The following is a 14,124-nucleotide window of genomic DNA, read 5'->3' as shown; positions in this document are numbered from 1 at the left end:
TTATAGTAAAAACCATCAAATTGATGGTTTTACTTTTTATAAATAATATCCTGTTTTACATTTTTATTCAGTTTGAATTTTTTGATATTTTCCCGCAGATTATCTGCTGCATTTCTATCAAAAGCATACCAAACGACTTTGTCTCTCGCGGCTACCATATTGTTTTCTATTTTCCAGGAAGCTACAGGAATCCAATGTTTTGGAGGCTTATCAGGATACCAGTCAGGATAAATAACAGCTATCTTATATTTATTATTCTTTATATATTGAGTTAAAAAGATATGAAAGCTATTGTTGAACTGTACTTCATCCCGGTTTTTATTATTAACAAAGAATCGCGTAACATCTGTAGATCCAAGACCTATAATATCCAGTATTTTAACATTTGAAAAATAAGAAATAGCGCCAATATCATTAGCAACAACCTTTTCTCCTTGGTAGTAATCATTTAAAAATCGAGACATCTCAACTTGTTGTTCCTGGATGTTTTTCGATGCAATAATAGATATAAAATGGAAGTACCAAACCAAATAACATCCTAAACCTCCAAAAGCAGCAAACGACCCTAAGAATAGAATCTGTTGAACCTTCTTTTTTAAAGAATCTTGCAATTTTGGTTTTATGAAATCGTGTGAAACAGAGACTACAATTATAAAAAACATTAGTAAAAGATAATTTTCGTAACGGTGTCTAATCATCCCGAAAAGACTCTGCATCAAAGCTGTAGATACAACGACTATAATAATGGTCTCATTTTTAAATATTTCTTTAATAGATTTATTTTTATAGCGACTAAATAAATAAATTCCTATACAAATAAAAGGAAAAAGAAAAAGTTTATAAAAAGAAATATTAGTAAGAATACCCCTTTTAAATATAACCCAAATGCTTAAAAATATATTCCCTTCAGGATAATTCCCTTTTATAAGAACCGAATTTGGAAAAAAATAGCCACCATTTTCTATCGAAATACAACCAAAAATAAGGATTGGTAGAAAACCTGCTGTTAGAATACTAAAGCCTTCTTTGATTCTCTTATTAATAAATAATAAAACAGAAAAAGTCGTTACAAAAAACATACTCTCAAAACGAATCATTCCTAAAAAAAGAATCACTACAAGTAGTTTTATGAAGTCTTTATTTCGATATCCATGTTTTTCATTTTGTTTTATGAAATATATAGCCAGAACAGATAGCAGCATATGCAGGCTTTGCTCCATCCCAAAAAACACCATTGTGAATAATAGACAGAAAATACTTATCATCATTCCGAATTTTACTTCTCTCAAAGAATAAAAATCGACAAAATAGCGATAAATACAGTAAACTGTGGAGTACCCCGCAACTATGTTTACAAGCATTGGATAATAAACATTATCTCCGAAAATTTTAATTAAAAAACTTAGTATTAAAGTATAAAGAATTGAGGAGGATGCACTATCAAAATGGCCAACATTAGTACCCCAAAATCCTGATTGTACAAAATTTTTAGCAATAGCCAGATGGATATAAACATCATCTAATGGATAGACAAAAACATTACCTTTAACGATATAGAATGAATGAATAAAATAAAAAGCAATAGCTAAAGTGAAGATTAATAAATAATAGAATAATTTTTTCGGCATACATTCTTCTTTACCGCATAAAAATATCATTAATTTTTTAAAAATCAGATTAACTAATTCTATTATCTCTTATATTTGCCCATTAATCTTATACACAATTGAAAAAAATTCTATTCTTTTTACTGATTTCCAATTCCCTGTTCTCACAATGGAGTATTTCCAATGCAGAACGTAGCGCATTGATCAGTATATACAACGCTACAGATGGCGAAAACTGGAACAGAACTTGGGATCTGGAGAAAGATCCACGCAACTGGTTTGGTATTTCTGTGAAAAACGGAGCGGTTACAGAACTTAATCTTACAGGAAATGCGCTTAAGGGTAATTTCCCATCAAATCTAACATCATTTCCAAAGCTCACAAAGCTAGATCTTAGTAATAATCAACTCTCCGGCGATGTAGCTGCAGGAATTTCTTCCCTTAGTTTGTTAACAAAATTGGATATTAGCAATAATAGATTGACTGGAGATCCAACCCAATCCTTAACAGGGCTTTTCAATGTAGATGATTTGGCTTTGGGCGGAAATTTATTTACGATTCCGGATGTTAATGGTTTGTTGCAAAACTTCAATAATATCAAAACGCTGAATATTTCCGATTTGGGATTAATTACCATTCCTGCAAAAATCACAGCTTTCACCAATCTTGAAACTTTGATTCTTGATAATAATCCAATCCCAGCTAATGCTTTTGGAAATATTGCAAATCATCCCAAATTGACAAACCTTTCTTTGTCAGGATTGCAATTAGCTCAAATCCCTATTCAAGTTTCTCAGTTGACACAGCTGGTAAGCCTTAACTTAAGTAATAATAATATTACCGAACAAAATACTTCCGGATTATCAACCTTGCAAAATTTGGCTTGGTTATCTTTAGAAAACAATCAGTTAGCTCAGATTCCGTCTCAAATTCCGCAACTTAAAAAATTGCAAACACTTAATCTTGGAAGAAATAAAATTTCTGGCGGTGTTTCTTTACTTACAGGATTGACAAATCTTCAGCAATTATTCCTGAACAACAATTTACTTTCCGGCAATTTCCCATCAGAATTTCTTGCGATGCCTAAATTATTGATGCTAAATCTTAACAGCAATCAGCTTTCAGGTGATCTCAACGACAGACTTCCTCCAATTACACACCTCAGCAATAACAGATTCAACAAGACACAACTTTCCAATTATGTTGTTGATTATAATGTGCAAACCGATTTGGATTATTCGCCTCAGCGTTATGATGGTTTGAAAGAAGTTTTAGGCGTTATCGGCCAACCTGCGAAGTTAGATCAGTCCTTATCTGGTAGCGATTACACTTTTACTTGGTACAAAAATCTGGATCAAAAAACCAATACAACCACTGCAGATCTCAATTTCGCAAGTGTGGAAGAATCAGATTATGCCACTTACACAGCAGAAGCTTATACATATTCCGTTCTGGACAATTCAGTGGTTTTTGATTTGTCGCTTTTCAGAGAGCCGATTTCTTTGGTTAAAGTCTTGGGCACAGAAGAATCCGCCAAATACTTCAACATCTACCCAAATCCGACTTCAGAATTCTTGAATATTGTAAGCACAAAATATGACATTCAGAAAGTTCATATTTACGATTTGAGTGGAAAACAAATGCTATCTGAATCCAAATCCAGAATCGACGTTTCCAAATTGCCAAGCGGTGTTTATATGCTGATTATCAAAACACAGGAAGGTAATAAAAACTTCAAGTTCATCAAACAATAATTTTTAGGAGCTTAATCCCGCTTTCCGTTCATACTCCTCGCGCAGCCGCAATCCCAAGGCTTGCTGTGGGGTAACCGCTGCAATCGGGGCTATGGGATTTCGTTTTCAATCACCTACAAAAAAAACTCTCGAACCCTCCCATTCTCAACTCTCAATCTCTCATCTTCCAAACATCAATCTTCCCTCCTCATTGCCATTTCCCAAAAAATATTATCTTTGGAAACTATCGATTTAAGAAATGGAAAGCACAAAATATACTCCAACAAACAAAGTAAGAATTGTGACTGCAGCGTCGTTATTCGACGGGCACGATGCGGCCATCAATATTATGCGCCGTGTGATTCAGGGAACGGGATGCGAAGTCATTCACCTTGGCCACGACAAATCTGCTGAAGAAGTGGTAAATACAGCCATTCAGGAAGATGCCAACGCAATTGCATTAACTTCTTATCAAGGCGGTCACAACGAATATTTCAAATACATCTACGACCTTTTAAGAGAAAAAAACTCTCCGCAAATCAAGATTTTCGGTGGCGGTGGCGGTGTAATTCTCCCTGAAGAAATCGAAGATATTATGTCTTACGGAATCGACAGAATTTATTCTCCGGACGACGGCCGTGAGCTTGGTTTACAGGGAATGATTGATGATCTGGTAAAGAGATCAGATTTCGCGACAGGAAAAGAAGTTACTGCTGAAGATTTAGATTCCATCAGTTTTGAAAATTCTACAAGCATTGCAAAAATCATTTCCGCCGTTGAAAACTTCTCAGAAGAAAAACCAGATTTGGTAAAAGCAATTGACGAAAAATCAAAAGACTTAAATATTCCAATCATCGGAATCACAGGTACTGGCGGAGCAGGAAAATCCTCTTTAACAGACGAATTGGTAAGACGTTTCTTACGTTCGAATACAGATAAAAAAATTGCAATCATCTCCATTGACCCATCGAAAAAGAAAACCGGAGGTGCATTGTTGGGAGACAGAATTCGTATGAATGCGATCAATGATCCAAGAGTTTATATGCGTTCGATGGCGACAAGAGAAAACAACGTTTCTGTTTCTCCATTCATCCATTCAGCATTAAATGTGTTGAAATTGGCTCATCCTGATGTAATCATTTTGGAAACTTCGGGTATCGGACAATCAGGTTCGGAAGTTTCAGATTTTGCAGATGTTTCAATGTACGTAATGACTCCTGAATACGGAGCTTCAACGCAGTTGGAAAAAATCGATATGTTGGATTACGCAGATTTGGTTGCTTTAAATAAATCTGACAAACGTGGTGCTTTAGATGCACTTCAAGCAGTAAGAAAACAATTCCAGAGAAACCATTTATTGTGGGAAAGTCCGTTGGATGATATGCCGGTTTATACAACAAAGGCTTCACAGTTCAACGATCACGGAACGACAGAGTTATACAACAGATTGATTTCTAAAGTCAACGATAAATTTGCTGGTTTAAATCTACAAGGTTTTGTTGAGCAGGAAATTACAGACGAAGTAACGATCATTCCTCCAAAAAGAGTCCGTTATCTTTCTGAAATTGTTGAAAACAACAGACAATACGACGCCAATGTTGAAAAGCAGGCAGAATTAGCCAGAAAAATGTATCATATTGAAGGTGTTAAAAAATTCCTTACAAATGAAAATTTAGATACTGAATATCAGAAAGCAGAAAAAGATCTTCAACAGGAAAATATCGACTTCCTGAAAAACTGGGATGATACGAAAGAGGCTTTCAAGGCTGAGTTTTATTCTTATTTCGTTCGTGGAAAAGAAATTAAAGTTGAAACCTCAACAGAATCTTTATCTCATCTTAGAATTCCGAAAATTGCGTTACCAAAATACAATGACTGGGGTGATTTGATTAAATGGAAAGGTCAGGAAAATCTTCCGGGAGGATTCCCTTTCACTGCCGGAATTTATCCTTTCAAAAGAACGGGAGAGGATCCAACGAGAATGTTCGCCGGAGAAGGTGGACCGGAAAGAACCAACAGAAGATTCCACTACGTTTCTGCGGAAATGCCTGCAAAACGTTTGTCTACGGCTTTCGACTCGGTAACATTGTATGGACAAGATCCAGCTTTACCACCTGATATTTACGGAAAAATCGGAAATGCGGGAGTTTCTATTGCAACTTTAGATGATGCTAAAAAACTATACTCAGGATTTGATTTGGTGAATGCATTAACATCCGTTTCAATGACGATTAACGGACCAGCGCCGATGTTGTTGGCTTTCTTTATGAATGCAGCCATTGACCAGAATGTTGAAAAATATATTGCTGAACATAAGCTTGAGGCTAAGGTTGAGGAAGTTTTAAAAGCAAAATTTGACGATAAAGGTTTAGCAAGACCAAAATATAACGGCGAATTACCTCCTTCCAATAATGGTTTAGGTTTAAAATTATTAGGAATTACGGGAGATGAAGTTATTCCGGCAGATGTTTATGCTGAAATTAAAGCTAAAACCATCGCAACCGTTCGCGGAACCGTTCAGGCTGACATTCTAAAAGAAGATCAGGCTCAGAATACTTGTATTTTTTCCACTGAATTTGCCTTAAGATTAATGGGTGACGTTCAGGAATATTTTATCACAGAAAAAGTAAGAAATTTCTACTCGGTTTCTATTTCAGGATATCATATTGCAGAAGCAGGTGCAAATCCGGTTTCTCAGTTGGCATTTACTTTGGCAAATGGTTTCACGTATGTTGAATATTATTTGTCAAGAGGAATGGATATCAATGATTTTGCACCGAACTTATCGTTCTTCTTCTCCAACGGAATCGACCCTGAATATTCTGTGATCGGACGTGTTGCAAGAAGAGTTTGGGCAAAAGCAATGAAACTGAAATACGGCGCAGACGAAAGAAGCCAGATGTTGAAATATCACATTCAAACTTCGGGACGTTCGCTTCACGCTCAGGAAATTGATTTTAATGACATCAGAACAACGCTTCAGGCACTTTATGCGATCTATGATAACTGTAACTCATTGCACACCAATGCTTATGACGAGGCGATTACAACTCCGACTGAGCAGTCTGTAAGAAGAGCAATGGCTATTCAGTTGATTATCAATAAAGAATTAGGATTAGCTAAAAATGAAAATCCGCTTCAAGGTTCATTTATTATTGAAGAATTAACGGATTTAGTTGAAGAAGCTGTTTATGCAGAATTCGACAGAATTACAGAAAGAGGTGGCGTTTTGGGTGCGATGGAAACGATGTACCAACGTTCAAAAATTCAGGAAGAATCGATGCATTACGAATGGTTGAAACATACAGGAGAATATCCAATCATCGGTGTAAATACTTTCCTTGGAAAAGATGGTTCGCCAACGGTCCGTCCGGGAGAAGTGATCCGTTCGACTGAGGAGGAAAAGCAATCCCAGATTGAAATGCTTCATAATTTCCAAAATTCTAATCAGGATAAATCTGCAGAAGCTTTGAAAACTTTACAACACGCAGCAATCAACCAACAAAACTTATTCGAAGTGATGATGGATGCCGTGAAATATTGTTCTCTTGGGCAGATTACCAATGCTTTGTTTGAAGTGGGTGGAAAGTACAGAAGAAATATGTAACTACCTCAATAACAATTTAAAAAAATAACTGTTAAAAACACACTTTTGTAAACCTAAAAGAAATTCTTTTAGGTTTTTTTATTAATTTTGAGAAAAAGATAACTATGAAAAAACTCTATTTTATATTTAGTTTTATATTAGGCTTAAGCGTATTTTCCCAGAATAATAATTCTTTTGAAATTGTAAAAGGTTTTCATGCTAATACCTACGGAGGAGGGATGATTTTCCAAACAATATTTGATTCAAATCTTGACCATATTACAGTCGGTCAAGCGAACGGGCCTTACAAGTTTATGAATGAAACTATTAATTCTACTGGTATCAGCAGTTTGTATATATCAAAAAACTCAAAGGTAGATGGTAGCAAAATTTGGATTAAAACCTTAGATCCGGGACCGATGGGAGAATTAGTCCCCAATGCTGTAACGATGGATTCGCAGGATAACATTTACATCATTGCAGCTTTTGAAGGTGCTATTACACTTAACAATGTCAATAATTCTGCTGATAATAAGGACTTTGATCAAGTACTATTAAAATTTGATTCTAGTGGGAATCTATTGTGGATCAAAGAACTCCCTAAAAAAGCCGGATCATTTCCTCTTACCATTTCAATGAGAATTGATGGAAATAATCTTTATGCATTAATTAATGCAGAAACTATTGTAAAATTTAATATTTTCACTGGAGACAAAATTGCGGAGAAGAAATTTGATAAATTATACATCACTCAATTTGAAGCGAAAGCCAATCAGCTTTATCTAAATTGCCAAGCGCATGATCCAGTCTCTATTTTGGATTATAACTTTGAGGATTTTTCTAGCTTTATCCTAAAAACTGATTCTAATTTAGTTGAAACAAACTATTTAAGAATTTTCAACAATAACAATTATGGAAATTTATCCGGATTTAATGTTCTCATTTCTGAAGATAATTATCTGTATGTTTCTTTTGCTGGCTATTCAACATTTCAAATCATCGCACAAAGCAATAATGGTTTGTTTGCTATGCCTATCGCACAAAATTCTTTGCAAATCGGAAGTGCTCTAATGATTTTAGGAAAGTTTTCTATGGACTTCACCAATTACAAATGGTTTTACAAGTATCCTAGTAGTGGAGGCGCATCACTTCTTATGAATAAAGGACGTAACTACAATATAAATTTGACTTCTTATTTTCCCAATTTTTCTATTGGTATAGATAATCAAATTTTATACTTTAATGCTAGAGGTTTAATTAATATTAGCTCGGAAGGACACCTCTCTTCTTTTTACCATATCCCAAACGGCTACAATTCTGGAGGCTCTTCAAAATCAATTAATGTAGCTTATACAGATACTGAAGATTATATTGCAATACCATCAGATTATCACGCATCACTTACATTTAAGGGAAATGCAAGTGATAGCAATCCTTTGTTAATAAAAAAATATAGTGATGAAAACCTAGGTGGAACAATCTCTAATGGTAATCTTCTTAAAACATTTGAAAATGGTAATACTTATCAAAATGTTAATCATTCGAAGAGTGTTCCTGTTTTTTACGGAACTTCAATGTTCTCTGTATCTGAAACTAACAGGAGTATTTCCAAAATTTCGCCATCAGGAAGTATAATATGGAATATACAATCACATGAATATGAAGATTTTCCATCGGAATCATATGGGAATGATACTGGAATTAATAACAGTGAAGAAATTTCTTACATTGTAAAATGTAGAAATGAAATCATTAATCAATGCCAAGTAACTGCTAGTAATGGAGAGAAATTCTACGGAAATGCAGGTGATTTTTTGGTTTCTAAGATTAATTCGGATGGACATTTTTTGTTTAAAAATAAATTTGTTCCTTTAAACTCTTCCAGCACAATGGAAAATCGGGGAATCTTTGCTACAGAATTCGGTGAAACATTGTTAGTTGGTCTGGTATCTGGCGACTTTCAATATTTGGGATCGAATTACTCGTTTCCGACGAAAAGTATGATGGTCTGTAAATTAAGTACATCTGGAAATATATCATTTTTACGTTCATTTCCATATACTTACGACAACATCCTAATCCAACAGGATCAAGCAAATAATATTTACCTTTTTTTCAATACAACGCATTCAGGAAGCCTAACTTATGATTCTATCACAATTTCTGATAATAATGTTAACTCAAAAGCAATATTTTTAAAAATGAATGCTTCAGGTCAAGTAATCAGTGGGAAAGATTTCAATTCAGGTAGATCAGGTTATCAGCCTTTTTACATCAATAGTATCTGTAAATTATCAACGGGATTTGCAATTTATGGAAATACGCAAGGAAACACCACTGCAGACAATATTCAGTTTACGAACCCTTACATTAGTAGCAATACTTTTATCCATACGACAGATATCATTACAAGGTTAGATACCATCGGAAATATTCTCTGGTCTTATCCATTATATTCTCCCGAAACAGCACAAACATCTTACGGTTATCAAGCTAAATATATGATTGCTAAAGATCAAGAAGACAATCTTTATATCACTCCTACATTTAAACGGAAATTGACTTACCGTAATTCTGAAATACTTTTGAATGAAGATTATAAACAAAGTATTTTGCTAAAATTAGATGGAAGTGGTAATCTATTATCGCAAAAACCACTAGGTCTCTTTTTGTCATCACCTATTGTAGATGTATACGGGATTAATAAAATATCAATATTAGCTCAAGTGGTTGCTAAACCTTTAGATAATTTTGATTACGGATATATTGGAGGTTACAATGCTGTTACAATATTTTTAGAAAAAGAAGAATTGGCTACTCAAGACTTTCCAAAAGACATTTTTAGCATTTATCCCAACCCAACATCCGATATCCTAAACATTACCACAAAAGAAAAAATAAACAATATTGAGATTTACGATTCCATCGGAAGAAAAGTGACTGCAGAATTCAATTCAAACAACCAAATAGATGTCCAAAAACTCATCAGTGGTGTTTACTACATAAGGATAACAACAGATAAAAACAATCTTACTTCAAAATTCATTAAGAAATAAAATCAAACCGCAGAAATTTCTGCGGTTTTTTATTCTCAAAAATCCAACGGTTTACTTTTTGATTAGTACAACAATCAAATCAAAGAGAAACTATGAAATTAAAATCTCCAGAACCATTCTGGCTAGTCAAAGACGGCATCAAACATTCTTATCCATCACTAAGAGAAAATATTGAAGCAGAAATCCTCATCATCGGAGGTGGAATTACAGGTTCTCTTCTTGCCCATCAAATGATAAAAGACGGTTTCAAAACTGTTTTGGTTGACCGTCGTGAAATCGGGAATGGAAGTACGAGCGCCACAACTTCTATGTTGCAATACGAAATCGATGTTCCGCTTTATGAACTTTCAGAAATGATAGGAAAAGAAGGTGCAGAAAAATCTTATTGGGCGTGTTATGATTCGATTGATGATTTGCAGAAAATCTCGAAAGAAGTCAAATCTGATTGTGGTTTCAAGAAAAAACAATCGCTTTATTTTGCTGCCTTCAAAAAAGATGTTGATGATTTGAAAAAAGAATTCGAGGCGAGAAAAGCGGCTGGATTTCCTGTGAAATGGCTTTCGGAAGAAGAGATTAAAAAGCAATTCAAAATCGAAAATACGTTTGGCGGAATTCTTTCCGAACAAGGCGGAAGCATAGATGCGTTTTGTTTGGCTCACGATATTCTGAATTACAACCACAAGAAAGGATTGCAGGTTTTTGATAAAACCGACATCATTAATTTCGATTATAAGAAAAATGGCGTTACTGCAACAACAGATTACGGAAACATTATTAAAGCAAAAAAAGTCATTTTCTGCAATGGTTTCGAAAGTACAGAAATCATTAAAGACAAATTTGTAAACCTGTTATCAACTTTCGCAATTGTTGGCGAACAAAATGAGAAAAAACATCAGGAACTGAATGACCTTTTGGTTTGGAATACAGCAGAACCTTACATTTATATGCGGACAACAGATGATAACAGAGTTTTGATTGGTGGTGAAGATGAGGAATTTGTCAATGCCAAAAAAAGAGATTCTCTTCTTCACGCAAAAGAACAAAAGCTGGTCAAAAAATTAGACAAACATCTTCCTAATAATGATTTTCGAACCGATTTCGTCTGGGCTGGAACGTTTGGCGAAACCAAAGATGGATTGCCTTACATTGGCCAACATCCGGATTTTCCGAGTGCTTATTTTGTTTTAGGTTTTGGCGGAAATGGAATCACATTCTCGGTCATCGGGATGGCAATGGCTTCAGATTTTCTTAAAGGTAAAAAGCACGAATTGACAGAATATTTCAGGTTCAGAAGATAATTATCTTATGCGCATATTTGAGATTTTATTTTTTGTTCTAAATTTGAAATAAAACTTCAGAAGATGAAATCACTATTTACCATTCTTTCCTTAATATTATTTTCGTCATTCATCAATGCTCAAAATAAAGGATTTGACCAAAAATTAGCAGATTCTCTTGGTGCCGACCAGTATGGAATGAAATCGTATTATTTGGTAATTCTCAAAAAAGGAAAAGCTGAAATCACGGATAAGTCCAAAAAATCAGAATTGATGAAAGGTCATATGGAAAACATCAACAAATTGGCAAAAGATGGAAAACTGATCGTAGCCGGACCAATGTTGGAGAAAAATCCAAATGATTATAATGGGATTTTCATTTTGGATGCGAAAACTAAAGAAGAAGCCGAAAGTTTAGTTTTAACCGACCCATCTGTAAAGTCAGGAATCTTTGATGTTGAAATTTACAAATGGTACGGTTCCGCAGCGCTTCCGCTGTATCTGAAATCTCACGACAAGGTAACCAAAGTTCATTTCTAAAAATGAAAACCTACAAAAACTTTGAGGATTACTTTTCTGATTTTAATTTAGAAATGATTGAGAAATTAGAGCGAATCAGAATTGAAATTAAAAATGAAATTCCGGAAGTTGAAGAATGCATCAAATATGCAATGCCGACTTTTACACTTAACAATAAGAACTTAGTTCATTTTGCGGCTTACAAAAATCACATTGGAATTTATCCAGGCCCGGAAGCGATTGTTGTTTTTGAAAAAGAATTGGAAAATTATAAGACTTCAAAAGGTGCTATTCAGATTCCTTTATCTTCGGAGCTTCCATTAGAATTAATTAGTAAAATTGCAGTTTATAGAAAATTCAAGATTCTACAAAACACAAAAACCACTACAAAATAGTGGTTAATTGAAAATTTAGTTTCTATGAATTTTGATTTGATTTTTTTCTGTTGCGTTGATGATTTTTGAGATGTCATCCGGCGAAAATTTTCCTTTTACATCAACAAAAATACTTTCGTCATTATCATCATTAACGGTGATTATCATTCTCTTGATTAAGTCTTTTGACTGTTGTGCATTGATGCTAATAAGTTGACCTTGTTGCTTTACAGACATCCATTCTTCATAATTATTCTTGGTGAGATATTTCTGGAATTCTGCTTTCACAGGTGTTGTGGAGCTTTCTACAATCAGAACTTTCACATCACTGATTTTCTTTACCAAGTCTATAACTTCCTGACTTTCGCCATCTTCTCTCAAAGCATTCTTCACATAAGACTTAGCCAAAAAGGTAGGAACATTGATGCTGACAAAAGTCGAATTTTCTTTGAATCCAGGATTGTCAAAAAAATCGGTGTGAACTTTATTTTGAGAAAGCATACACGACTGAAGAAAAAAACCGACAATCGTCAAAATAATGATGTATAAGAATCTTAGCATAATTTTAGTTTTTAGTTGATTGAGTTAATTGTTGAACCTGTTCTTTCATTGGCAGATTTTGTCACTTTAGAAGGATTTCCTCTGTATTGTACAGACGCTGCGGATGTTGCACTTGCTGTTAAACTCTCTGTTGTATTGATTTTTACGCTTGACCCGGAAGAAGCATCTACAACGGCTGACTTGGTTACGAAATCCCCTGCTGAGATAGAACTTCCACTGCTTGCGCTGTAAACTCCCGAATCCGCTTTTCCTGTTAATTTGATTGAGCTTCCGCTACTAGCTTCCAAAGCCAGAGACTTAGTTTCAAGATTGAATTTTACACTTACTCCAGAAGAAACATCTAATGCTGTATTTGTAGAGATTTTAAAGTCTCCTGAAACCTGTGATCCAGATGAACAGCTTGCTGCAAAAGTAGTTTCATTAACTGGTGTAACCGCTTTGAAAATAGAACCGGATTTAGTAATCAATTTTGATAATTTAGGTCCGGAAACAATCACTTTAAGACTGTTGAAATTCAGATTCTTAACACCTTTATTTCTTACAAAGATTTTCAAAACGCCATTTTCAACTTCCGTGATAACGTATTGTTGTTTTTCAGGTTCTACTTTTACGACAACACTTTGCTTTGGGCTTTGACTAAATTCTACATCAACACCCGAAGAAGTTTCTATTCCGTTAAAGGCAGGAACATTTCTCTCGCTTCCAACATTTGTTGACGTACCAGATTTATCTGTAGTTGTAAAAGTTGTTGTACCTGAACCGTCAGTTATCGAATGAGTGGATGTACTGGTCTGAGAAAATGTAGATGAATTAATCGTTTTTGCAGGATTAATAGAAGTTACATTTTGGCTCTCCTCCATCATTTTGCTCACATCATCCATAGAGATTTTTCCATCCAGCATCATCAGAACAGAACTGTCTTCTGACATAATGTTAAGAATCAAATTATCCATAACATTAGCTGTGATATCCTGAGCCATAAATTTGATTTTAGCATCGCGGTTGTTCACGGTCACCAGTTCTTCATACTTCATATTTTTAAGAGAATTAGAAATTTCTTTCTCTATTTTCTTCTCATCTATAAGAGAATTTTTTGATGTTTCCGGTTTTTCCAGAATCAGCATTTTCAGTCCATTAACCTTGGCAAGCAAAGGCTGTATTTTACCTAATTCTTCGTTATCGATTTTAAGATTATTCAATAACTTGAACATAGGTTTTGCAATCTTGATAGAGGTCACACCTTCTGTGTCCTGATACTTATCAAAGAGCTTATTAAGTTCTTCTGTTTGTCCGAAAATATTAGTAGACAGAAGAAATAATACAATGAATATTGATATTTTTTTCATAAGTAATTTTATAAATTGTTGTCTAAGGTCTTATGCAATCGCCATTTCGTTAGTACTATTTCAGA

At 34.5% G+C, this 14,124-nt stretch carries 9 protein-coding genes; 6 read left to right on the top strand and 3 right to left on the bottom strand.

Going from position 1 to position 14,124, the window contains the following annotated elements; all coding sequences use genetic code 11:
• Positions 1-29: 29 nt before the first annotated feature.
• Positions 30-1,628, bottom strand: a complete 1,599-nt coding sequence (locus BUR19_RS15480; RefSeq protein ID WP_139297383.1) for a hypothetical protein — start codon at positions 1,626-1,628, stop codon at positions 30-32.
• A 98-nt stretch (positions 1,629-1,726) separates the two neighbouring features.
• On the opposite strand from BUR19_RS15480, the gene BUR19_RS15475 reads away from it, so the two are divergent.
• The 6 genes from BUR19_RS15475 to BUR19_RS15450 all read left to right on the top strand — a co-directional run bounded on the left by BUR19_RS15475 (position 1,727) and on the right by BUR19_RS15450 (position 12,173).
• Positions 1,727-3,361: a T9SS type A sorting domain-containing protein gene (locus BUR19_RS15475; RefSeq protein WP_074236337.1), complete on the top strand. Its 1,635-nt coding sequence runs from the start codon at positions 1,727-1,729 to the stop codon at positions 3,359-3,361.
• Positions 3,362-3,599: 238 nt separating this feature from the next.
• The gene (locus tag BUR19_RS15470; protein WP_074236336.1) at positions 3,600-6,947 is read left to right on the top strand and encodes a methylmalonyl-CoA mutase family protein; all 3,348 of its coding nucleotides are present in this window, start codon (positions 3,600-3,602) and stop codon (positions 6,945-6,947) included.
• 104 nt (positions 6,948-7,051) lie between these two features.
• Entirely contained in the window at positions 7,052-9,982 is a 2,931-nt protein-coding gene (locus BUR19_RS15465) for a T9SS type A sorting domain-containing protein (protein WP_074236335.1), read from the top strand.
• A gap of 92 nt (positions 9,983-10,074) precedes the next feature.
• Positions 10,075-11,280, top strand: a complete 1,206-nt coding sequence (locus BUR19_RS15460; protein ID WP_074236334.1) for an NAD(P)/FAD-dependent oxidoreductase — start codon at positions 10,075-10,077, stop codon at positions 11,278-11,280.
• Positions 11,281-11,343: 63 nt separating this feature from the next.
• Complete coding sequence (locus BUR19_RS15455; protein ID WP_074236333.1) at positions 11,344-11,799, top strand: YciI family protein; 456 nt, start codon at positions 11,344-11,346, stop codon at positions 11,797-11,799.
• 2 nt (positions 11,800-11,801) lie between these two features.
• Complete coding sequence (locus BUR19_RS15450) at positions 11,802-12,173, top strand: iron chaperone (protein ID WP_074236332.1); 372 nt, start codon at positions 11,802-11,804, stop codon at positions 12,171-12,173.
• A gap of 15 nt (positions 12,174-12,188) precedes the next feature.
• Here BUR19_RS15450 and BUR19_RS15445 read toward each other — a convergent pair whose 3' ends face one another.
• Positions 12,189-12,713: a DUF4252 domain-containing protein gene (locus BUR19_RS15445; protein ID WP_074236331.1), complete on the bottom strand. Its 525-nt coding sequence runs from the start codon at positions 12,711-12,713 to the stop codon at positions 12,189-12,191.
• An 11-nt stretch (positions 12,714-12,724) separates the two neighbouring features.
• On the bottom strand, positions 12,725-14,059 hold the full coding sequence (locus tag BUR19_RS15440; protein ID WP_074236330.1) for a DUF4252 domain-containing protein: 1,335 nt from the start codon (positions 14,057-14,059) through the stop codon (positions 12,725-12,727).
• Positions 14,060-14,124 lie beyond the last annotated feature (65 nt).

The sequence above is a fragment of the Epilithonimonas zeae genome, from assembly GCF_900141765.1.
GTDB lineage: Bacteria > Bacteroidota > Bacteroidia > Flavobacteriales > Weeksellaceae > Epilithonimonas > Epilithonimonas zeae.
The sequence above is the reverse complement of the archived record's forward strand: the minus strand, read 5'-3'. Positions and strand labels throughout refer to the sequence as shown.

Excerpts from the sequence above, each read along its gene's own strand:
- BUR19_RS15455 (WP_074236333.1), top strand. The coding sequence starts at position 11,344 with ATGAAATCACTATTTACCATTCTTTCCTTAATATTATTTTCGTCATTC.
- BUR19_RS15470 (WP_074236336.1), top strand. The coding sequence starts at position 3,600 with ATGGAAAGCACAAAATATACTCCAACAAACAAAGTAAGAATTGTGACT.
- BUR19_RS15450 (WP_074236332.1), top strand. The coding sequence starts at position 11,802 with ATGAAAACCTACAAAAACTTTGAGGATTACTTTTCTGATTTTAATTTA.
- BUR19_RS15440 (WP_074236330.1), bottom strand. The coding sequence starts at position 14,059 with ATGAAAAAAATATCAATATTCATTGTATTATTTCTTCTGTCTACTAAT.
- BUR19_RS15465 (WP_074236335.1), top strand. The coding sequence starts at position 7,052 with ATGAAAAAACTCTATTTTATATTTAGTTTTATATTAGGCTTAAGCGTA.
- BUR19_RS15445 (WP_074236331.1), bottom strand. The coding sequence starts at position 12,713 with ATGCTAAGATTCTTATACATCATTATTTTGACGATTGTCGGTTTTTTT.
- BUR19_RS15460 (WP_074236334.1), top strand. The coding sequence starts at position 10,075 with ATGAAATTAAAATCTCCAGAACCATTCTGGCTAGTCAAAGACGGCATC.
- BUR19_RS15480 (WP_139297383.1), bottom strand. The coding sequence starts at position 1,628 with ATGCCGAAAAAATTATTCTATTATTTATTAATCTTCACTTTAGCTATT.